The 22,177-nt window shown below is 72.8% G+C and carries 12 protein-coding genes; 8 read left to right on the forward strand and 4 right to left on the reverse strand.

All coding sequences use genetic code 11. From position 1 onward, the window contains the following. Positions 1–302 precede the first annotated feature (302 nt). From ACIRS4_RS04940 to ACIRS4_RS04950, 3 genes are all read left to right on the forward strand, one after another. Positions 303–1,451 carry an ATP-grasp domain-containing protein gene (locus ACIRS4_RS04940; RefSeq protein ID WP_404190108.1) on the forward strand — a complete coding sequence of 383 codons (1,149 nt, stop codon included), beginning with the start codon at positions 303–305 and terminating at the stop codon, positions 1,449–1,451. Positions 1,452–1,801: 350 nt separating this feature from the next. After that, entirely contained in the window at positions 1,802–2,215 is a 414-nt protein-coding gene (locus tag ACIRS4_RS04945; RefSeq protein WP_404190111.1) for a hypothetical protein, read from the forward strand. Then, a complete protein-coding gene (locus ACIRS4_RS04950; protein ID WP_404190115.1) occupies positions 2,212–7,755 on the forward strand; it encodes a hypothetical protein in 5,544 nt (1,847 codons plus the stop codon). Before ACIRS4_RS04945 ends, ACIRS4_RS04950 begins: the two co-directional genes overlap by 4 nt. Before the next feature lie 331 nt (positions 7,756–8,086). Here ACIRS4_RS04950 and ACIRS4_RS04955 read toward each other — a convergent pair whose 3' ends face one another. The 4 genes from ACIRS4_RS04955 to ACIRS4_RS04970 form a co-directional block, all read right to left on the reverse strand. Then, complete coding sequence (locus tag ACIRS4_RS04955; protein WP_404190119.1) at positions 8,087–9,337, reverse strand: alpha-L-fucosidase; 1,251 nt, start codon at positions 9,335–9,337, stop codon at positions 8,087–8,089. A gap of 92 nt (positions 9,338–9,429) precedes the next feature. Continuing rightward, positions 9,430–12,486 carry an alpha-mannosidase gene (locus ACIRS4_RS04960; RefSeq protein ID WP_404190122.1) on the reverse strand — a complete coding sequence of 1,019 codons (3,057 nt, stop codon included), beginning with the start codon at positions 12,484–12,486 and terminating at the stop codon, positions 9,430–9,432. Positions 12,487–12,556: 70 nt separating this feature from the next. Further along, a complete protein-coding gene (locus tag ACIRS4_RS04965) occupies positions 12,557–13,894 on the reverse strand; it encodes a 6-phospho-beta-glucosidase (RefSeq protein ID WP_404190125.1) in 1,338 nt (445 codons plus the stop codon). After that, entirely contained in the window at positions 13,891–14,655 is a 765-nt protein-coding gene (locus tag ACIRS4_RS04970) for a DeoR/GlpR family DNA-binding transcription regulator (RefSeq protein WP_404190128.1), read from the reverse strand. Before ACIRS4_RS04970 ends, ACIRS4_RS04965 begins: the two co-directional genes overlap by 4 nt. 149 nt (positions 14,656–14,804) lie before the next feature. On the opposite strand from ACIRS4_RS04970, the gene ACIRS4_RS04975 reads away from it, so the two are divergent. The 5 genes from ACIRS4_RS04975 (at position 14,805) to ACIRS4_RS04995 (ending at position 22,142) form a co-directional block, all read left to right on the forward strand. After that, a complete protein-coding gene (locus ACIRS4_RS04975) occupies positions 14,805–15,824 on the forward strand; it encodes a carbohydrate kinase family protein (protein WP_404190131.1) in 1,020 nt (339 codons plus the stop codon). A 255-nt stretch (positions 15,825–16,079) separates the two neighbouring features. Next, positions 16,080–17,366 carry an ABC transporter substrate-binding protein gene (locus ACIRS4_RS04980; protein ID WP_404191026.1) on the forward strand — a complete coding sequence of 429 codons (1,287 nt, stop codon included), beginning with the start codon at positions 16,080–16,082 and terminating at the stop codon, positions 17,364–17,366. Then, positions 17,366–18,328 (forward strand): carbohydrate ABC transporter permease, encoded by a 963-nt coding sequence (locus ACIRS4_RS04985; RefSeq protein ID WP_404190134.1) that lies wholly within the window; start codon positions 17,366–17,368, stop codon positions 18,326–18,328. The genes ACIRS4_RS04980 and ACIRS4_RS04985 overlap by 1 nt, the downstream gene beginning before the upstream one ends. 14 nt (positions 18,329–18,342) lie before the next feature. After that, on the forward strand, positions 18,343–19,206 hold the full coding sequence (locus ACIRS4_RS04990; RefSeq protein ID WP_404190136.1) for a carbohydrate ABC transporter permease: 864 nt from the start codon (positions 18,343–18,345) through the stop codon (positions 19,204–19,206). Continuing rightward, positions 19,203–22,142, forward strand: a complete 2,940-nt coding sequence (locus ACIRS4_RS04995; protein WP_404190139.1) for a glycoside hydrolase family 2 TIM barrel-domain containing protein — start codon at positions 19,203–19,205, stop codon at positions 22,140–22,142. Before ACIRS4_RS04990 ends, ACIRS4_RS04995 begins: the two co-directional genes overlap by 4 nt. The last annotated feature ends 35 nt before the right edge of the window (positions 22,143–22,177 follow it).

The raw sequence follows: 22,177 nt of genomic DNA on the forward strand, positions 1-22,177 counted from the left end.
CCACGCGATGCGAAGACCACACGGCGTGAAGACCACACGGTGTGGAGAGCGCACGATGCGAAGACCGCACGACGTGATGAACGCACGGCGTCCTATCCTTACCCGCCCCGCGCCCGTCGTGAACAAGATCGGAAAATCCGTAACATGCGCGTTGCACGCGGCAGCCCTCGGAAGCCGTATGATCCCCCCAACACCACCGCCTCGAACCCGCCTCAGCGCAGGGCGGTTTGGTGTCCCTCCATTCCCCCTGCCCGGGCACGGGCCTGCTCTGCCCTGCCCGCGTACCCTGAAAGGCGGCCTGCATGGTCTCTCGCGTACGCGTCTGGCTCAACCGCACGTACGCGGAGAACGTGTTCTTCATGGATCAGCTGCGGCGAAATCCGAACGACCGCGCCGTCGAGATCCACGCCACGCACGCCGACGCCGACTCTCCCGTCCTGGCCGCGGCCGACACCGCCGACCTGGAGCCGGAGGGGCTGTCCCCGGCCGGATACGTCGAGTTCGCGCTCGACCAGTGCGCGCGGCGCGGCATCGACGTGTTCGTCCCCCGGCTGCACCAGGCCGAGATCGTCGCCCACCGCGCCGAGTTCGAGGCGGTCGGCACGGCCCTGCTGGCGCCGACGCCCGAGGGCGTCGCCGTCTTCCACGACAAGGTGGTCGCCTACGAGGCGGTCCAGGCGGTCGGCGTGCCGGTGCCGCCGTGGTGGCGGGTCCGGACAGCGGACGAACTCGTCGCCGCGGTGGAGGAGTTGGAGGACGGCGGGCACCGGGCGTGCTTCAAGCCGGCGTCCGGTGCGGGCGGTGTGGGCTTCCGCGTGATCACCCGGTCGGCCTTCTCCCTGCAGCAGCTGAACGGGTTCCCCAGCTCCTACGTCCAGCTCGACACGGTCGTGGCGGCGCTGGAGGAGGCCGAGGAGCAGGTGGACTGGCTGGTGATGCCGCGCCTGGAGCAGCCCGAGGTGTCCGTGGACTGCCTCACCGGTCCCGACGACCTGGTCCGGATGGCCATCGGGCGCACCAAGAACGGCCGTCGTCGCGGCTTCACCCTTCAGGACCAGTGGCTGGAGCCGGCCCGGCGGATCGCCGAGGGCTTCGGGCTGCACTACCTGTCCAACATCCAGTTCCGGATGCTGGGCGAGCAGCCGGTCCTCATGGACGTCAACACGCGTCCCGCCGGTGGACTCCATCAGCTGTCGCTGTGTGGGGTGAACGCGCCCTGGGCGGCCGTGCAGCTGGCGCTCGGCGAGGACCCCGGGGAGATCGCCCCGCCGTTCCTCGGCCAGGACTACACGGTGGTCTCCGGGCCGCGTCCGCTGCGTGCGGTGTCGCTTCCGCACCAGCGCGCGGAGGAGACGGAGACCCTGCTCCCGGCGGTCCCGGCCCCCGCGCCCCAGCCCGAGCCCACCACCGAGCCCGCCCCGGCGACGGCAGCCGCGCCGGCCACGGCGTAGCGCGGGAGCGCCGCCGACTGGTGGCGTAGGGCCACGGGGCGCCGGTGACGCCACGGGGCGCGGGAGCGGCGCGAGGCGGGGCAGCGGCGCGAGGCGCACGGCCGGACGGAGACGGGCGCGCGGCGGCGCCCGGCCGCGCGCCCGTCGCCAGCCCAGCGCGCACGGCGGCGTGGCGGCGACGCCCGCAGCCGCGCTCCCGGCAACGGCGTGGCGTGACGACGTGGCCGTTTCGCCCGGGTGGGGCCTTTCCTCTCCGTCTGCCGGAACTGTCCCGCGCGGCCTCCCCCGAGGTCTACGCTGGTGCGTCCGACGTGGTCCGGCGGTGGGGCGGGCCGAGGAACGGGGGCGGCATGGAACCGGTGTCCATCATCCTCGCGGCGCTGGCCGCCGGGGCGGCCGGGGGCGCGGTCGAAGAGGTGCGGGAGTCCGCGAGCGCGGCGGCGCGGGGCGCGTACGACCGGCTGCGCACGACACTCGCGGGCCGCTTCGGCGGCGACCGGGAGGCCGAAGCGGCCCTGGCCCGCTACGAGGCCGACCCCCGGGACCCCGCCGTGCGCGACGCGCTGGACGCCCAGCTGACGAGGACCGGCGCGACCGGGGATCCCGAGGTCCTCGACGCGGCCGCCGCCCTGGTCCGGATCGGCGCCGGGACCCGCACGGTGCAGAAGTACGGCCTCCAGGTCGACGGCGACGTACACGGCCTGGCCCAGGGCGACCGGCAGCAGGTCACCATGCACTTCGGCACCCCGCCGCGCGGGGAATGACGGCGCCGGGCCCGGCCCGGACCACGGTCACCGCCGGCGACGTACAGGGACTGGTCGTCGGGGACGGGAACGTCGTCCACCAGCACTTCCTGGGCGGCATCACCCGTCTGCCCACGGACTACGCGCAGCGTGTCGCCAACTTCCTCGTGGAATACCTGGGGACGCCCGGGCGGCCGGTGCCGTTCGGCGGCAGGCGGCGGGAGGCGGGGGTGCTCGACGCGTGGCTGACCGACCCCGGCGCCCCGCCCAGCCTGCTGCTGTGCGCGGCGGCGGGGCAGGGCAAGTCGGCGCTGCTGGTGCGCTGGTCGCGGGCCCTGCTCGACCGGGGCGAGGCGGTGGCGTTCGTCCCCGCGAGCATCCGCTACCGGACCAACCTCGCCGGTGTGTTCTTCCCCGCGCTGGCCGCGCGCCTCGCCGGACTCCACGGCGACGAGGCCCCCTTGGACTCCCACGCCCCGGCCGAGGTGTGGCGCGGGGTGGTCGCCGACTACCTGGCGCGTCCCCTGCCGGACGGACGCCGGCTGCTGGTCGTCCTGGACGGCCTGGACGAGGCCGCCGACTGGGAGGCCGGGGCGGACCTGCTCCCCGCGGCGCCGCCGCCGGGGCTGCGGGTGGTCGTCTCGGCCCGCACGACCGCCGCCGTGCCGACCGGTGCGGACTGGCTGCGCACGCTGGGCCTGGACGGCCCGGGCCGCGCGGCCTCGCTGCCGCTGGCGGGACTGACCGAGGACGACGTCCTGCATCTCGTGGGCGCCGAAGCGCCAGGTCTGGCCGGCCAGTTGCACCGGCTGAGCGGCGGCGACCCCCTGCTGCTCTCGCTCTATCTGCGTGAGGGCCGGCCCGAGGACCTCACCGGGCTCACGGCCACCCCGCCGGGCCTCGCGGGCTACTTCGACCGGTGGTGGGCGGAGCAACGGCACCAGTGGCGGGACCGGTACGGAGCGTTCGAAGCCCTGGAGGTCGAGCGCCGGGTGGGCGCGCTGATGGCGCTGTTCTCCCGCGCCGCCGGGCCGCTCGACCGCGACGACCTGACCGGCCTCGATCCGAAGTCGCCGCCGCACGCGATCGCGTCCGCGCTGGTCCCGCTCACCCGTTTCCTCCTCGGCGACGGCCGGACGTTCGCCCTCGCGCACTCCCGGCTCGGCGAGTACTGGGCCGAACGGCACCTCGGCGCGGCGGAGTCCCGGCGACTGGACCGGCGGTTCGCCGCCTACGGCCTGGGGCTCGCCCGGGAACTGGGCGAGGGAGGTCTGACACCGGCCGAGGTCTCGCCGTACGTCGTGCAGTACCTGTCCGCTCACCTGGACCGGATCGCCGCGGGCCCCGAGGACCGGCTCCCGCTGGTGCACGAGCGGTGGCGGCAGGCCTGGCAGTACGTCGAGGGAACCGACAGCGGTTTCCTGGCGGACGTACGGGCGTGCCGGCGGACGCTGGCCGAGGCGAACGGGCGTGCGGTCGCCGAGGGGCGGGCGGCGCCGTACCTCACGGAGGAGGTCCGGTGCGTCCTGACGGAGAACAGCGTCGTGGACCAGTCCCGCAACCTCTCGTCGGCCCTGCTGTCCGCACTGGTGGAGCGGGGCATGTGGAGCGCGGCGCAGGCCCTGGCGCACGCACGGCGGCTGCCCGCCCCCGACGCCCGGGCGAGAGCACTGCTCGCGGTCGCCGAACGGCTGCCCGATGGGCAGCGGCGCGAGGTCTGCGGGGAGGCGATCGCGGCGGCGGAAGAAGGAGGGGCTTTCGGCCGGGAGACGGTGCTCGGGGACGTGCTGCCGTGGGCGGCGCGGCTCGGGGCCGCCCACGAGGCGTGGGAGGTCGCGCGCCGCCACCGGTACGGTTCTGTTCTCCCGACGGTCCTCCCCCGGCTCGCTCCCCACGCGGACGACGCGTTGCGCCGGGAGATGGGCCGATGGCTGGAGGAACACATCGAGGTCCTCGCCGACTTCGAGAACACCCTCGATGTCACGGGCCGCCATCGCGGTGACACCCTCCTGCTGAAGGGCTGCGCCCCCTGTCTGACCGAGGACCGCCGTCGCGCGCTGGAGCGCCGGTTGTCCGGCGGGGAGTGGTTCCCGTTCGGTTTCCGCTTTCGGGCACGGCAGCCGGACTCCGGCGAGGCCGGGGCCCGGGCGGCCGTCGAGGAGGCGTCGCGAGCCTTCGCCCATGCCATCGCCTTCGACACCGGCGGGACGGACGGCGGTGTGCGGCCGGCCGATCAGGCGAACGCGCTGGCCGCCCTCGGCCCATGGCTCCCCGACCGTCTGCACGGCCGTTTGGTCGAGGCGGTGACAGCGCTGCCCCGTCCATGGCCTCGCACGGACGCCGTCGCGGGCGTCCTCGCGCATGTGCGGGGCGAACCGCGGGCACGGCTGCTGGCAGCCGTGGAGCTGCTGCCGCTCCACCTCATGCGGTGCAGGGCGTTCCTCGCCGCGGCGGGCGGCGAGGAGCGGTCCGGCCACCGCGCCCGGTACGTCCTGCGCGCCCTCGACGAGGCCCACGCTTCGGGGAGCGAGGCGCACTGGCTCGGCGTCCTGGCGCAGGAGGGGGACGCGCTGCCCGACTCCGCCCTGCCCGGCCTGGTCGAGACGGCGGCCGCCTCGGGGCACGCCGCCACCGCGCTGGGCTCGCTCACCGCCGTCCATCTGCGTCGCGGACGGGTGCGGGACGCCCTCGCCGTGGCCGCCCGGGTTGCGGAGCCGGCGGAGCGGCCCTGGCTGCTGCTGCCGCACTGCGGCCGGCTGCCCGCGTCCGAACTGCGGGAGCTGGCCCGCGACGCGGAGCGGCTCGCCGGGGGCGCGGAGCTGTGGTGGCTGGTCTCACGCGTCCGAGGGCTGGTGGCCGACCTGCCCTGCGAGGTCGTCGACCCGGCGTGTGCGGCACTGCTCGCCCGGGGCGAGTCAGCGCTCGGGGACACGGCGTTCGCGCTGTTCCTGGCGCGTCGCACCCCGGGTACGCCGCTGCCGTCCGGGCTGCTCGCCAAGGCCCGGAGCATCGGGGCGGACACGTCAGCCGACGAGGAGCGTCAGCAGGGGGTCCTGGTCGGGCTCGTCCGGGCCGGACACACGAAGTCGGCCTTGACCTTGGTCGCCGACCACACTCGGAGCGCGAGGACCCGGCTCCGGTTCATCGAGGCTGTCGTCGCGCACGGATCCGACGCGGACGTCGAAGCCGTGCTGGAGGCGCACTTGTCGCCCGCCGAGGCACTGCCCGAGGCGCTCGCCGCGCTGGTGGGCAGAGCGCCGGCCGGGGCGCTTGCGCGCGTGCGGGCCGCTGCCGGGCGCGTCCCTTCCGGTCACTCCGCGTCCCTGGCCACCTGCGCCCTGGCCCGCCGTCTGCTCGACGTCGGTCAGCCCGAGGAGTCCCTCGAAGTCCTGGTGGGGACCACTCGCGGCACAGGCGTCGGACGCATCGCCGAAGCAGCCGCGGAAGTCCTGCCCCACCTGCCGCACGAGGCGCTCCGCGCGAGACTGGACTGGCTCGGCGCTCTGGCGCGGCGCGTTCACGACGCTGAACTCCTCGAGCGGCTGGCCACGGCTCTGCCGGCGAGCCTGGCCGAGGAGTTGTTCGACCGCCTCCGCGACGGCGACGCCCGTCTACGGGGCCGGCGGCTCGCCGCTGCCTGCGTCGTCGCCGCGGTGCCGACGCCCCGCAGGCAAGAGGCGGCCCAGGAGTTGTGGGCCGAACTGGAGGCCGAGCAAGGGACGAGCGACGACCACGCCTCCGCCGCCCTGTCCCTGCTGCGCCTGCTGCCCGACGCGCAGCAGGACGTAGCTGTCGCCCGGCTGCTGCGCCGTGCCCACGAGACCTCGAACGGGCTCTCCATGGACGGGGGGAGGGTGGACTCTCTGCTGCCTTTTCTCCCCGACGACGACCTGGACGAGGCGGTGGAGCACGTCGTCCGGGCGTGGACCACTCACGAGGGGACCGTCGCCGCTCTCGACGCCCGGCTCGCTGAGTCCGGGCGGGCCGGGCTGCTGCACGCCCGCCTCCCCCGGCTGCCCCGGCGGCTCAGGACGGTCTTCCTGGTGGGACTCTCACAGCGGGCCGAACCTGAGGCGGCCCGGGACATGCTGCGCGAGGCGCTGAGCAACGTCCGGCTCATAGGCGACGAGGAGACGGTCCTCACCACGATGGCGGAAGCGGCTCGGCAGGCGACCGCGACGCGCAGGCCTGCACTCCTCGCACGCTGCCTGGCCGTCTGCCGACGCGCGCCGACCGCGGCGCTGGAGAGCGACGACGTACTGGAAGCGCTGACACCGCAGTTGGCCTCCGACGACCGTGAGGACCTGCTCGTGCGCGCGGTCGCCCACTGGGAACGCCCCTCCGACGACCGCGTGCTGCGCACCGCGTTCCGGCTGATGGCGGGTCACGGACACGCCCGACTCGCGCTGGATCACCTGGCGATGCCCTCGCTGGGCCACGGCTGGGCCGCCGCGTTCTGCGGGGCCGTGTCGTCGTTGCCCGAGGCGCTGGTCCCCGAGGCACGCGCGCTCGTCGGGCGGCGACCGGCGGACGTCGCTCCGCCGGCGTACGTCGATGTGCTGCTGACGCTGACCGCCCGGGTGCCGACGGCCGAACGCGGCCCGCTGATCGACGAGTTGCTGGAGGCGCTCCCCTCTCTTCAACCGGCCGAGTTCACCGTGGCCCTGCTGGCCGAACTCACCGACGTGTCGCCCGAGCAGCGGGCCGCCGTCGTCCGGCACGTCATGGCGGACGAGCGGCTGTGGCGCGAGAGCCGTGCGCTCGCGCATCTCGACGCCGGTGAACTGGCGGCCTTGGTGCCGCGTGTGCTCCGCCTTGAGCCGGATGAGGCCGAACTCGCCCTGGGCGCCGCGGCCAAGCGGCTGCACATCCTGGGCGAGACGTCGAGCGCGGTCGGCCTCCTCCGGGCGCACCTGTCGGACGCGGCGTTCTGCCGGACGGCGGCATGCCTGCCGCCGACGGCCGCCGACGCACATCTCACCGGCGTGGTCCGGGCCGTCCTCGACTGCGCGCCGCACCCGAACCGCGACCGGGCGCTCCGCGTACTGGCTCCCCACGCCGACGCCGCGAGCTGGGAGCGCCTGCGAGGCGAACTCCCGTCGGTCGACGGCGAGGACCGCGCCTTCCTCCTCGCCGAAGCCGCCCGGCGCGGCGCTCGCGCCGAGGCCGAGCGGTGGGCCACGGCGAGCCTGGAACAGGCCGAGGCGCTCGTTGCCGAGTCCCCCTACGGCCGTCACATCTGCGTTCCACTGCTCGACCGGCTCAAGGACGTGCTGCCGCCCGGCGTGGTCGTCGACAAGGCACTGCCGCTGCTGACACATCCGGTCACCGACGACGCGCCGCGGCACCGGAAGATGCTCCGCACGCTGGTCACGCCGCTGCCACCGCAGCTGCAACTTGCCGCCTTACGCGATGTGTGGACGGCATGCGAGACCAAGTCCCGCGCCGAGACGCTGGCCTGGGTCGGTGCCCTCCTCCCCGTCCTGACAGGCCTGGGCGGACCGGACACGGCGGAGCGGTTGTTCGAGGTCGTCGAGGAGGTCGCCGCCGTCTGGCCCTGACGCGGAAACTTTTTTCTCCGAGTTTCCGCGCGGGGTGTATCAGGGCGCGAAGTGCGCGCTCTTAACGGTGTGACGCCGAAGGTCCGCGGAGGAGAGCGGGGGAACACGGGGGCCTCCGCGAGGCCTTGGGCGGAGCGCGCGGGGCCGGTCGACGGGGGGGGACCGGGGGAAGGCGCCGCGCAGGGCGGGGAAGCACCACGCAGTACGGAACCGACGGGGGAACGGGGATCGACGGGGGATCCCCGGAGCACGGGGGATCGGGCCGGCCGGCCGCTGTCACGGGGAGCGACCGGCCGGCCCGAAGCGTGTGCCGCCGTACGGGCCGGGCGGGTCAGAAGCGGCCCGATCCCCGGTACAGCTCCAGTTCGCCGTCCAGTTCCACGGCGAGCACCGTGGCGTACGGGTCGAGGTCGCGGGCCGGCGGCGGGTCGATCCACAGCACGCCGACCGCCTCGTGCAGGCCGCCGAGGACCCGGTGGGCCAGCTCCGTCCCGGTGCCGAGCACGGTGACCCTGCGGACGGGCGTGACGACGCCGCGGACGCCGATCTCGGCGCGCGGGGCGTCGAACAGGGTGAGGTGGAGCGTGCGGCGGTCGGCCGAGAGGGTGCTCGGTCCGTAGTGGTGCCCGGCGGGCAGTCCGCGCACTGTGCCGTACACGGCGTCCGCGTGGCGGGCGATCCACTCCCCCAGTCCTTCCAGCCGTTCGACCTGCGGCTGCGGGATGGTGCCGTCCTCCTTCGGGCCGACGTCGAGCAGCAGGTTGCCGCCCGAGCCGATGGTCTCGGTGAAGTAGCGGACGAGTTGGGCGAGTGACTTGTGGTTGTGGTCGTGGTGCTGGTAGCCCCACGAGTCGTTGATCGTCAGGCACAGTTCCCAGGGACCCTCCGGCGGCACGACGGGAGCGCCCTGCTCGGGGGTCGCGTAGTCGCCCTCGCTGAGCATGCGGGCGTTGAAGACGACGTCGGGGGTGTACGAGCGGATGAGCGCGGCGAGTTCGGGGATGCGCCACTGCTCCTCGCTGCGGTCCCACTCGCCGTCGAACCACATCAGGTCGGGCCGGTGGCGGGAGGCGAGTTCGCGGACCTGGCCGTCGCGGTAGGCGATGAACCGCTCCCAGGCGTCGAGGTCCTCGTCCCCGGCCGGGCATTCGGAGTAGCGGTTGTCCTCCATCTCCGGCGGGCGGCCCGGTTTGCGGGTGGTGGCGTAGTCGGGGTGGTTCCAGTCGGAGTGCGAGTAGTAGAAGCCCACCTTGAGGTTCTTCTCGCGCAGGGCCTCGACGTACCCGGAGACGTAGTCGCGGCCGAGGCCGAGGTCGCCGAAGGCGGTGTCCCACAGGGCCACGCCGTCGTGATGCCGGGTGGTGAGCACGGCGTAGCGGGCGCCCGCGCGGGCGAACAGGTCGGCCCAGGCGCGCGGGTCGTAGCGGGCGCCGGTGAACCGGTCGAGCTGGGACATGTAGCGGTCGTGCGGCACGATGTCGTCGTAGAACGACCAGGACTCCTGAACGCCGTCGACGGCGTAGATCCCCCAGTGGACGAAGATCCCCAACTTGGCTTCGGTGAACCAGGGTTGCATCGGCATGGTGGAACTCCTCGGCTCGCTGGGGCACTTGGGGCGAGGGCGGGCGCGCGGCAGGACGACGGGCCGCGCGCCGGCCCCCGGATCGGCTTTTCCTATCGGCCGTCCGTGGCGCGCTCCAGGCGGAGCGTCAGGACCTGGAAGGGGCGCAACGTCAGGCCGACGGCGCCTTGTTCGTCGGTGACGGCCGGCTCCAAGGGGCGTTCCAGCAGGTCGGTCACCTGGGCCCCGGCCAGCGGGAAGCCCGTGCGCAGGGCGCCGGTCGCGCGGCCGCCCCTCGACTCGTACAGGCGCACCACCACGTCGCCGGAGCCGTCGTCGGCGAGCTTGACCGCCTCCACGGTCACGCCCTCGCCGCTGACGGAGACGACCGGCTCGGGGGCGCCGGCCGCGTCCGCCACGCGCAGCGGGAGGTTGAGGGCGTAGCCCTCGGCGACGGCGTCGTCGATGCTCGCGCCGGGCAGCAGGGAGTAGGTGAAGCGGTGGCGGCCCTGGTCGGCCTCGGGGTCGGGGATGCGCGGGGCGCGGACCAGGCTCAGTCCCACGGTGGTCGTCGTGCCGCCGTCCTCACGGACCGTGCGGGAGACGTCGTGGCCGTACGTCGAGTCGTTGATGACGGCGACGCCGTAGCCGGGTTCGCCGATGTGCACCCAGCGGTGACCGGGGACCTCGAAACGGGCCGCCTCCCAGGTGGTGTTGGTGTGGGTGGGGCGCTGGACGTGGCCGAACTGGATCTCGGCGGAGGAGTGCGCCGCGCGGATGTCGACCGGGAAGCCCGCCTTGAGGATCTTCTCGACCTCGTGCCAGTCGATCTCGGTCTCGAAGTCGATGCGGGGGCTGCCGGCGCGGACGCTGATCGTCTGCGTGATCGTGGAGCCCTTGCCGAAGGAGCGCGTGACGCGGATCGCACCGACCAGCGGGTCGTCCTCGACGACGGTCACCGAGTCGGCGTCCAGGAGGTCGGTGTAGCGGTTCCTGTAGTGCTTGTCGATGTCCCAGGCGTCCCAGCAGTTCGGGAGGTCGGTGTGCAGGCGGAGCAGGTTGCCCGGCTCGGCGAGGACTTCGCGGTCCGCCCGCAGGTCGATCACGGAGGACAGGGTGCCGTCCGCGGCCACCTCCACCCGGACCAGGCCGTTGTCGAGGACGTGGCCGGTGACCTTGACCGGGTGCGGCGGCTCGGCGTCGGTGAGCGGGGCGCTGCCGCCGGCCGGGACCTCCACGTAGGCGGGGGCGCCGTCGGCGGTGCGGACCACCTCGGCGCGGTCGAAGGGGCTCGTGTTGAACACGCGGGGGCCGCCGGCGCCGAGCGCGGCGACCGCCTGTGCGGTCAGTTCCTCCACCTCGCCCGCCACGCGGGCGTATTCGGCCTCGGCCTCGCGGTGCACCCAGGCGATGGAGGAGCCGGGCAGGATGTCGTGGAACTGGTGCAGCAGGACCGTCTTCCAGAGCCGCTCGAGCTCTTCGTGGGGGTAGGTGTAGTCCGGCGCGTGCAGTGCGGCGGTCGTGGCCCACAACTCGGCCTCGCGCAGGCGGTGTTCGCTGCGGCGGTTGCCCTGCTTGGTGCGGGCCTGGGAGGTGTAGGTGGCGCGGTGCAGCTCCAGGTAGAGCTCGCCGACCCAGACGGGGGCGTCCGGGTACTCCTCGCGGGCCTTGGCGAAGAACGCGTCGGGGTGCTCGATGACGACCTTGGCCGAGCCCTCCAGGTCGGCGAGCCTGCGTGCCCGTTCCATGATCTCGCGGGTGGGACCGCCGCCGCCGTCTCCCCAGCCGAAGGGGGCCAGGGAGCGGGTGCCGGCGCCCTTCTCGGAGTAGTTGCGGACGGCGCGGTCCATCTCGACGCCGCTGAAGCGGGCGTTGTAGGTGTCGATGGGCGGGAAGTGGGTGAAGATCCGGGTGCCGTCGATGCCCTCCCACCAGAAGGTGTGGTGGGGGAACTTGTTGGTCTGGTTCCAGGAGATCTTCTGGGTGAGGAACCAGTCGTTGCCGGCGAGCTTGGCGAGCTGCGGGTAGGCGGCGGTGTAGCCGAAGGAGTCCGGCAGCCAGACGCCCTTGGTCTCGATGCCGAAGTGCTCGATGAAGAACCGCTTGCCGAGGACGAGCTGGCGGGCGATGGCCTCGCCGCCGGGCAGGTTGCCGTCGGCCTCGACCCACATTCCGCCGACCGGGGCCCACTGGCCCTTCTTCACGGACTCCTGGATGCGGGCCCACACGTGGGGGTAGTTGTCGCGCACCCACTCGTACTGCTGGGCCTGGGAGCAGGCGAAGATGAAGTCGTCGTACTCGTCGGCCAGGGACGTCACGTTGGAGAAGGTGCGGGACGTCTTGCGCTTGGTCTCGCGGATGGGCCACAGCCAGGCGGAGTCGATGTGGGCGTGGCCGACGCCGGAGACGGTGTGCGCGCTGGCGTGGGCGGGCTTGGCGAGGACGGGCGCGAGGACGGCGCGGACGTCGGCGGCGCTGCCGGCGACGTCGTCCAGGTCGAGGGCGTCCATGGCGCGGTCGAGGGCGTGCAGGATCTCGTGGCGGCGGGGCTCGTGCTCGCCGAGGTGGACCATGAGATCGCGCAGCACCTGGAGGTCCAGGTCCAGGTGCCAGACCTCCTCGTCGAGGACGGCGAGGACGGCGCGGCGGAAGGTGTAGAGCGGCTTGTCGCCGGCGGTGAGGATGTCGCCGAGCGGGGTGGGGCGCGCGAAGTCGTCGGCCAGGATGTCGGGGTTGGAGGCGGCCTCGACCAGGTAGTCGACGCGTTCGCCGCCCTTGGCGGGGTGGGCGACCGGCACGTACTGGTTGAGCGGGTTGACCGCCTTCAGGGGCCGGCCGTCGAGCAGGTGGACCAGGGCCTCGGCCTGGTTGCCGGGCCAGTCGCCGGTGAAACCGAGGTCGATGACGGCCTCGACCCGCCGGCCCGCCCACTCGGCGGGGACCTCTCCGGCCATGCGGAACCAGGTCGTGCCCCAGGGCGGCCCCCACGGGGTGTCCATCGTGAAGGGCTCGTACGAGGCGGCCGCCGCCTCCTCGAAGGGGACGGGCTCCCCCGGCGCCTGCCAGGCCTCCACGCTGAGGGGGACGGTGGCCGCGTAGATCGCGGGCTGGATGCGCTGGGTGTGGAGGCGCTCGGCGCGCTCCTCGATCCGGTTGCGTTCGTCGTGCATGAGAGGTTCTCCAGACAGGGAGCGGAGCGTGCGGGAAAGGCCGGGAGAAAGCGCTTTCCGGTCGCGGAGCTTACTTGAGGTACCCGAGCCCCGGATGCACCCGGGTGTAGCCCTCGACCAGCCTGCGGGCCACGTTGACGGAGTCGACGAGCGGGTGCAGCGCGAAGGCCTTCACCGCCGTCGCACGGGCGCCGGACTCGGCGGCGGTCAGCACCTCGCGCTCGACCGCCTTGACCGCGCAGACCAGGCCGGTGGCGTGGTCGGGCAGCGGGTCCGCGGCGACGGGGTGAGCGCCGTTGGCGTCGACCAGGCAGGGGACCTCGATGACGGCCTCGGAGTCGAGCACGGACAGGGTGGCGCCGTTGCGGACGTTGAGGATCAGCGTGGTGCGCTCGTCGCGGGCGATGGCACGCATCAGCGCCAGGGCGACCTTCTCGTAGCCGCCGGACAGGTCGTCGGCGTCGCGTTCGCCCGCGCCGGCCGTCTCCCGGTTCTCCGCCATGTAGGTGGCCTCGCGCTCGGCGCGGGTGCGGTCCCATGCGGTCAGGGCGGAGACGCCGGGCCGGCGCGTCTCCTCGTAGAACCGGGCCTGCTGGTCGCGCAGGAAGGCCCCGCGGGTCTGAGCCGCGGACCTGTAGGCGTCGACGGCTTCCCTGTTGAAGTAGTAGTAGTGCAGGTACTCGTTGGGGATCGCGCCGAGGGACCGCAGCCAGTCGGCCCCGAAGAGTTTGCCCTCCTCGAAGGAGCCGAGCAGATCCGGGTCGGCGAGCAGGCGCGGCAGTTCGTCGCGGCCGGCCACGCGCAGGCCGCGCACCCAGCCGAGATGGTTGAGGCCGACGTAGTCGATCCACGCCTCGCGCGGGTCGGCGCCGAGCACCCGGGCGATGCGGCGGCCGAGGCCGACGGGCGAGTCGCAGATGCCGATCACGCGGTCGCCGAGGTGGCGGGACATGGCCTCGGTGACCAGCCCGGCCGGGTTGGTGAAGTTGATGACCCAGGCGTCGGGGGCCAGCCGGGCCACCCGGCGGGCGATGTCGACGGCCACCGGGACCGTGCGCAGGCCGTAGGCGATACCGCCCGCGCCGACCGTCTCCTGGCCGAGGACGCCCTCGTCCAGGGCCACCCGCTCGTCGTTCGCGCGGCCCTCCAGACCACCGACGCGGATCGCGGAGAACACGAAGTCGGCGCCGCGCAGGGCCTCGTCGAGGTCTGTGGTGGCGGTCAGCGCGGGGGCGTCGGGCACGCCCTCGGCCTGTTCGGCCAGCACACGGGCGACCGCGTCCAGCCGGCCGGCGTCGAGATCGTGCAGGACGACCTCGCTCACCCGCCCCTCGCCGCGGTCGGCGAGCAGTGCTCCGTGGACCAGCGGCACCCGGAATCCTCCGCCGCCCAGAATCGTCAGTTTCACCCGTGCACCTCTCCTGCCACGACCACCTCGACGCCCGCCTCCTCCAGGGAGGACCGGGTCGCCGGGTCGACCGGCGCGTTCGTCACCACTGCGTCCAGGTCCTCGGGACCGCAGACCTTCGCCATCCCGGTACCCGGGAACTTCGCCGCGTCGGCGAGCAGGACGGCTCTGTCGCTCGCCTTGATCATGGCTCTCTTGACCGGCACCTCGACGACCGTCGTGTCCATCACCTGGCCGCCGGGACGCACGCCGCTGGTGCCGAGGAAGAGCCAGTCGGCGTGCAGCTGGCGCAGGTTGTCCTCGGTGAGGAAGCCGACCAGGGAGCGGTACTCGCGGCGGACCATGCCGCCGAGCAGCACCAGCTCGATGCCCTCGTCGTCGGCGAGTTCCTCGTAGACCACCAGGTTGCTGGTGATCACGGTGAGCCGGCGGCCGTGCAGCTGCCGGGCCAGCCGGTAGGCGGTGGTGCCGATGTCGAGCAGCACCGACTGCCCGTCCTGGACCATCGCCGCGGCGTGCGCGGCTATGGCGTCCTTCTCGGGCACCCGCACCTCGGCGACCTCCGCGAAGGGCTGGTCGCCCTCGTCGGCGACGGCGCCGCCGTGCACCCTTGTCAGCAGTCCGTCCTCCTCCAGTTTGACCAGGTCGCGCCTGATCGTGGCGGGGCTCACGCCGAGCTGCCCGGAGAGATCGGTCACGGCCGCGGGACCCCCGGCGCGCAGGGCCCGCAGGATGAGTTGGTGTCGTCGTTCTGCCAGCACGCCATGGACACTACTCGTCATCTTCAATCATTTCCATGCTCAGTTCTGCTCGGGTATTGACCAATCTCCCGGAGCAGCGCACGATTCCGGTCACGAAATGAAGAAGTTTGACGAACCCTCCGCGATCCCCCCGACGAGAGGACGTTTCCGTGGACGACGACCGGCCCGACGTGCTGCTGACCGGGCTGCTCTTCTACGACCTCGTCCTCACGGGGCTGGGGAAGCCCCCCACCCCTGGTGAGGAGGTATGGACGGCCGGCATGGGCTGCGGCCCGGGCGGCATCGCCAACCTGGCGGTGGCCGCCTCCCGGTTCGGCCTGCGGACCTCGCTGGCCACCGTCTTCGGCGACGATTTCTACGGCGGCCACTGCCGGGAGGTGCTCGCCGGGCAGGAGGGCGTCGACCTCTCGCTCTCCCGCACGGCCGAGGGCTGGCCCACCCCCGTCACCGTGGCCCTGGCCCACGGTGACGACCGGGCCCTGGTCACCCACGGCCAGGAGCCTCCGTACTCGCAGGACGCCCTGATGAACGACCCGCCCGAGGCGCGCACGGCCCTCGTGCACATCGAGGCCGAACCGCGCGCGTGGCTCGGAAAGGCCGCCGCGAACGGCACCCTGATCTACGCCGACGTCGGCTGGGACCCGACCCGTCAGTGGTCCCGCGACCTCCTGGACCAGCTCGCCCTGTGTCACGCCTTCCTCCCCAACGAGGCCGAGGCGATGGCCTACACCCGCACCGACAGCGCGGTCGCCGCCCTCGGGACACTGTGCGAGCTGGTCCCGGTGGCCGTGGTGACGCGGGGCGGGGACGGCGCGATCGCCGTCGACCAGACGACCGGCGAGTACGCGGAGGTCCCCGCCCTCGACGTCGACGTGCTGGACGCCACGGGCGCGGGGGACGTCTTCGGCGCGAGCTTCGTCGCCGCGTCGCTGGGCGGCTGGCCGCTGGCGGAGCGGCTGCGGTTCGCGGTGCTGGCCGCCGGGCTGTCCGTCCGGCACCACGGCGGCGCGCTCGCGGCTCCCGGCTGGTACGGCGTGGACCGCTGGTGGCGCTCGGTGACCGACCCCGCCCTGAAGCGGACGTACGGCTTCCTCACGGACCGGCTGCCGGCGGACCCCGGCCCGCCCGTCCGGCACGCCCCGGTGACCCCGCCGGACCCACGGCGCTGAACCATGGGCCGGCGCGAGGAACGAGCCGCTGTGAGCGGGCGCGGGACGCCGCCCGACGGCGGCCCCGCGAGAGCACCGCTCCCCCGAAGACACACCACCGCCCGGACCCGCCGGGCCCGGGCCGGAGCACCGATTCCCCAGGCGCGCGAAGGAGCCGGACGGCTCCGGCGTACGCGAGCACCGATCCCCAGCGAGAGCACTGATTCCCGAGTAGGCATGCGAAGAAGCGAAGAGATCCGAAAGGCGGTGGGAGCTGTGCGGCTCTCACGAAGAGGCCTGCTCCGCGCGGGCGCGGCAGGCGCGGCCGCCACGGCGCTCGGCGGCCTGACGTCCGGCTGCGCCGTCCCGACCGGCTCCACCGGGCGTGACATGGTCCTGTGGTACTGGAGCGGCGGTCTGAGCGACACCGTCGTGAAGAACGCGAAGGCCCGCTACGGCGGCGAGGTGAGCCTGAAGGCCGTCCAGATCGGCGGCTACTACCGCTCCAAGCTGATCACCACGATGGCCGGCAGCGCCCACATCCCCGACATCGCCGGGCTCAAGGGCGAGGACATGGCGTCCTATCTGCCCGACGCCGGCCAGTTCGTGGACCTGCGCACGCTGGGCGCGGACCGGTACCGCAGCGGGTACCTGCCGTGGAAGTGGGACCAGGGCGTCGCCGACGACGGCGCGATGGTCGGCTTCCCCATCGACTGCGGGCCGGTCGCGCACTACTACCAGTACGCCGTCTTCCGCAGGGCGGGGCTGCCCCACGAGCCGGCCGACGTCTCCGCGGAGCTCAACACCTGGGAGAGGTTCTTCGGCGCGGGCGAGCAGCTCAAGAAGCGGATACCGGGGACCTGTCTGCTCACCGACGTCAACAGCGTCTTCGAGAACGCGGTGCAGCAGGGCGGCAAGCGGTACGTCGACAAGGAGCGCCGCTTCATCGGCGACCAGGAGCATGTGCGCCGGGCCTGGGATCTTGCCGTGGAGGCCAAGCGGCGCGGCATCGTCTCCGACATCGTCAACGGCACCCCGGACCAGTTGTCGGCGATCGAGTCCGGCAAGCTGCCCAGCCAGCTCGGCGCATCCTGGGCCACCGGCGACCTCAAGAACGGCGTGCCGAAGACGGCGGGCCGGTGGCGGGTGGCGGACATGCCGGTGCGGCCGTCCAACAACGGCGGCTCCTTCCTGTCGATCACCAAGGCGTGCCGCGATCCCGAGCGGGCCTTCCGGATCATCACCTGGCTGCTGGACCCGGCGAACCAGGCGCGGGGCTTCGTCGACGCGGGCCTGTTCCCCTCCACCCCGGCCTCGTACGGCATGGCGGAACTGCGTGAGCCCGATCCCTTCTTCGGCGGCCAGGTGACGATGGACGTCTTCGGGCCCGCCGCGCAGAAGATCACGGTCGCCTACAACAGCCCGTACGACGTGGCGCTCGGGCAGCCGATCAAGGACGAGATCAAGAACGTCGGCGTCCTCGGCAAGGACCCGAAGAAAGCCTGGAGTGACGCCATGGGCAAGTGCCGGCGCATCGCAGAACACCTGGGGGTGAGCTACTGATGGCCACCGTCCCCGCACTGGAGAAGCCCGCGGTCGCCGTGATGGAGACGCCCGTCGCCCGGCCCCGGTCGGCGCTGCGCAGGCACTGGCATCTGTACGCCGCGATCTCGCCGTTCTACCTGCTGTTCCTCGCCTTCGGCCTGGTGCCCGTCGGGTTCTCGCTCTACCTGTCCCTGCACCGCTGGGACGGTCTCGGCTCGATGGAGTGGGCCGGCCTGTCGCAGTACCGGTATCTGATCGGGGACTCGGAGTTCTGGAGCTCGATCGGGAACACCCTCGTCATCTGGGCGCTCGCCACCTTCCCGATGATCTTCCTGGCGATGGTGACGGCCGTGATGCTCAACTCGGCGGTCCGGTTCAAGAACGTCTACCGGTTCGCCTACTTCCTGCCCAACGTCACCTCGGTGGTGGCGATCGCCATCGTCTTCGGCTCGGTCTTCTCCACCGACTTCGGCCTCGTCAACGCCCTGTTGCAGGCGGTAGGGCTGGACCAGGTGGCGTGGCTGAACACCCCCTGGGGCATCAAGGTCGCCATCGCCACCCTGATGACCTGGCAGTGGACCGGCTACAACGCGATCATCTTCCTCGCCGGTCTGCAGACGGTCCCCGGCGAGCTGTACGAGGCGGCGCGCATCGACGGCGCCGGTCCGGTGCAGACGTTCTTCCGGGTCACGCTGCCGATGATGCGGCCGGTGCTGCTGTTCGTGCTGGTGGTCTCGACGGTGACCGGGTTGCAGAGCTTCTCCGAACCGCAGGTGCTGCTGCAGACCACCGCCAACGACTCGACGTTCTCCGGCGGTCCGGACCACGCGGGGCGCACGATGGTCCTCTACTTCTTCCAGCAGACCTTCGACAACAACGACTTCGGCTACGGCGCCGCCGTGGCGTGGGGCATCTTCCTCGTCGTCGTCCTCTTCTCGATCATCAACTGGCGTCTGGTGCAGCGCCGGGGCGAAGACTAGGAGGGTCTGACGCCATGGCTTCCATCCACGACACGAAGCGGCCCGGGGCGATCCACGGCTCCCGGCGCCGGGGCCTCGCCCTGCACACCGTGCTGATCCTCGGACTGCTGCTCTCGGCCTTCCCGTTCTACTGGGCCGTGATCATGTCGACGCACACCTCGTCGGAGATCTTCTCCTACCCGCCGAAGCTGCTGCCGGGCTCGCACTTCGTGGAGAACGTCCGCAACCTGTTCCACACGGTCGACTTCTTCGGCTCGATGGCCAACTCCCTGCTGGTGGCGGGGTCGGTGACGTTCCTGGTGCTGCTCTTCGACTCGCTCGCGGCGTTCGTCTTCGCCAAGTTCGACTTCCCCGGCAAACGGACGCTGTTCGTGCTGCTGATGTTCATCTTCATGGTTCCGGCGCAGCTCGCGGCGATCCCGCAGTTCGTCATCATGGCGAAGATCGGCTGGATCGGCTCGATGACCGCGCTGATCGTGCCGGCCGCCGCGAACGCCTTCGGCATCTTCTGGATGCGCCAGTACATGACGGGAGCGATCCACGACGAACTCCTCGACGCCTCCCGCATCGACGGGGCGAGCTTCCTGCGCCAGTACTGGCACGTGGCCCTTCCGGTCGTCCGGCCGGGCCTTGCGTTCCTCGGCGTCTTCACCTTCATGGGCCAGTGGAACGACTACGCCTGGCCGCTGATCGCTCTGACGAACCCGGACAACGTCACCCTCCAGGTCGCGCTGTCCCAACTGAACGGGACGCACGGCACGACGGACTACGGGATGGTCATGACGGGCGCGCTGCTCGCCCTGATCCCGCTGCTCGTGGTGTTCGCGATCGGCGCCCGCCAGATCATCGCGGACCTCGGCAAGGGAGCCATCAAGTGACCGGCCCCCTGTCCCCCGCGGCCGATCCGCTGATCGCGCTCCGCCCCTGGGAGTCGCCCGAGACGACCTCCTGGCGGCGGCTGCCCATGAATGCCGTGGACCGGCGCGGCGACGCTCACGTCCTGGACGGCGAGTGGCGCTTCCAGCTGCTGCCGGCTCCGGACGCACCGGCCGGCGACACGTGGTCCACGGCGGCCGTCCCCGGTGTGTGGACGTTGCAGGGCGCCGCGGACCTGCCTCAGTACCTGAACATCCGGATGCCGTTCCCCCAGTTCCCGCCGTTTTCGCCCGCGCGCAATCCGACGGGCGTGTACGAGCGGGAGGTCGACGTGCCCGCCGACTGGGCCGGGCGGCGGATCGTGCTCCAGGTCGGGGCAGCCGAGAGCGTGCTGCTGGTGCACGTGGACGGGCGGCCCGTCGGCCTGTCCAAGGACTCCCACCTGGCCGCCGAGTTCGACCTGACGGACGTGGTGCGCGCCGGGGAGCGGTCCGTCGTACGGCTGACCGTCGTGAAGTGGTCGGACGCCTCGCACATCGAGGACCAGGACCAGTGGTGGCACGGCGGGATCACCCGCTCGGTGCTGCTGTACGCGACCGACCCGCTGCATCTGGCGGACGTCGCGGTGCGGGCGTCGCACGGCGGTGAGCTGCGAGTGGACTGCCGGGTGCGGGACGCGCGCGGGGCGCTGCCCGCGGGCTGGCACGTCAGCGCGGAGCTGGACGGGCTGCCGCTCGCGCCGGACACCGCCTTGGACCTGGCCAACGCCGAGGACGGGCGCGTCTCCGACTTCCTCGGCGAGGCCCGGCTGCTCGCGCGTGTGCCCGACGTGCGCTCGTGGACCGCCGAGACGCCCGAGCTGTACGGCCTGACCGTCCGGCTGCACCGCGCGGACGGCACGGTCGCCGACGTGTCCCGGCACCGGGTGGGCTTCCGCGACGTGGAGATCGCCGGACGGGACCTGCTGATCAACGGGGAGCGCGTCTTCATCCGGGGCGTCAACAGACACGACTTCCATCCGCTGACCGGGCGCACGGTGTCGTACGACGACATGCGGGCCGATCTGGTGCTGCTCAAGCGGTTCGGCTTCAACGCAATCCGCACCGCGCACTATCCGAACGACCCGACGCTGTACGACCTCGCCGACGAGCTCGGTCTCTACCTCGTCGACGAGGCGGACATCGAGTCCCACGACCACGCCCACGAGATCGCCGACGACCCCCGCTATCTGAACGCGTTCGTGGACCGGGTCTCGCGCATGGTGCTGCGGGACAAGAACCACCCGTCGATCGTCGTCTGGTCGCTGGGCAACGAGTCCGACTACGGCGCGGGCCACGACGCGGCGGCCGGCTGGGTGCGCCGCCACGACCCGACGCGGCCGGTGCAGTACGAGGGGGCCGCCAAGCGCGGCTGGGCGGACCCGGACGTGGCCTCCGACATCGCCTGCCCGATGTACGCGCCGCTGGAGGACTGTCTGGCGCACGCGCTCTCGGGACAGCAGACCAAGCCGCTCATCCAGTGCGAGTACTCCCACGCGATGGGCAACAGCAACGGCACGCTCGCCGACCACTGGGCCGCCATCGAGGCCACCCCGGGTCTTCAGGGCGGGTTCATCTGGGAGTTCTGGGACCACGGAATCCTCCAGCGTGTGAACGACGCGGGACCGGCAGGCCGTGAGGGCGCCGGACACTATGACAACGGTGTCGCCGCGCCCGGCTACCGCTGGGCCTACGGCGGCGACTTCGGCGAGCGGGAGCACGACGGCGCGTTCATCGCGGACGGCGTGGTCTTCCCGGACCGCACGCCCAAGCCCGTGATGTACGAGCACCGGGAGCTGGCGGCGCCGGTGCGGCTGACGGGCTCGCGGCACGAGGGCCTGGTCCTCTCCAACCACCAGCACTTCCGCGGCCTGGAGTGGCTCGCAGCCGAGTGGGAGCTGTCCCTGGAGCACGGCGGCACCCTGACCGCGCCGGCCGAACTGCCGCGGCTGGCGCCGGGCGGGACGGCGGTGGTGCCGCAGCCGTTCGAGCTGCCGGCGGACGGCGGCGAAGCGTGGCTGACGCTGCGGGTGCGCACCGCGCACGATCTGCCCTGGGCGCCGTGCGGCACCGAGCTGTGCGCGCCGCAGTTGCGGCTGCGGGCGGCCGAGCCGGTCGAGGAGCGGTCGGTGGCTGCGCGCGTGGAGGTCGACGACGCGGGGCTGCTGGTGCATCCGCTGCTGAGCGCGGCGCCCACGCTGTCGCTGTGGCGGGCCCCGACCGACAACGACGAGCTGGGCGGTATGGCGCGGCGCTGGCGGGAGTGGGGCCTGGACGCGCTCGTGCGCAAGCCGGTGTCGGTGGGCCGGCACGGCCTGTCGGTGACGGTGGTCGCCGAGTACGCGGGCCCGGCGGGCGTGGTGCGGCACCGGCAGGTGCTCACCCCGGTCGAGGGCGGGGTCCGCATCGAGGAGGAGGCCGCGCTGCCCGAGGAGTTCGACGACGTGGCGCGGGTGGGCTCGGTGTTCGAGACGGTCGCGGGACCCGACCTGCTGGAGTGGTTCGGTCGGGGCCCCTGGGAGTCGTACCCGGACCGCAGCGCGGGAGCCGCGGTGGGCCATCACTCGGTCCCCGTGGACGCGCTGTTCACGCCCTACCTGCGGCCGCAGGAGAGCGGGGGCCGGCACGGGGTGCGGCGCTTCACGCTGTCCGCGCCGGACGCCACGGGTGTCGCGGTGACCCTGGACGAGCCGCGTCAGGTGTCCGTCACCCGGTACCGCGCCGAGGACCTGGCGGCGGCGGCCCATCACGACGAACTCACTCCGCGCGCGGGCTGCGTGGTGCACATCGACGCGGCGCACCGGGGCCTGGGAACGGCGTCCTGCGGCCCTGACACCTTCCCCTCCTACCTCGTCGCACCGGGCGTCCACCGCTGGAGCTGGACCCTGCGCGTTCTGTAGCCGCCCGCCCCCGACTTCCCCTTCTCCACGACTCA

This window comes from Streptomyces sp. NPDC101166 (assembly GCF_044768125.1).
Lineage (GTDB): Bacteria > Actinomycetota > Actinomycetes > Streptomycetales > Streptomycetaceae > Streptomyces.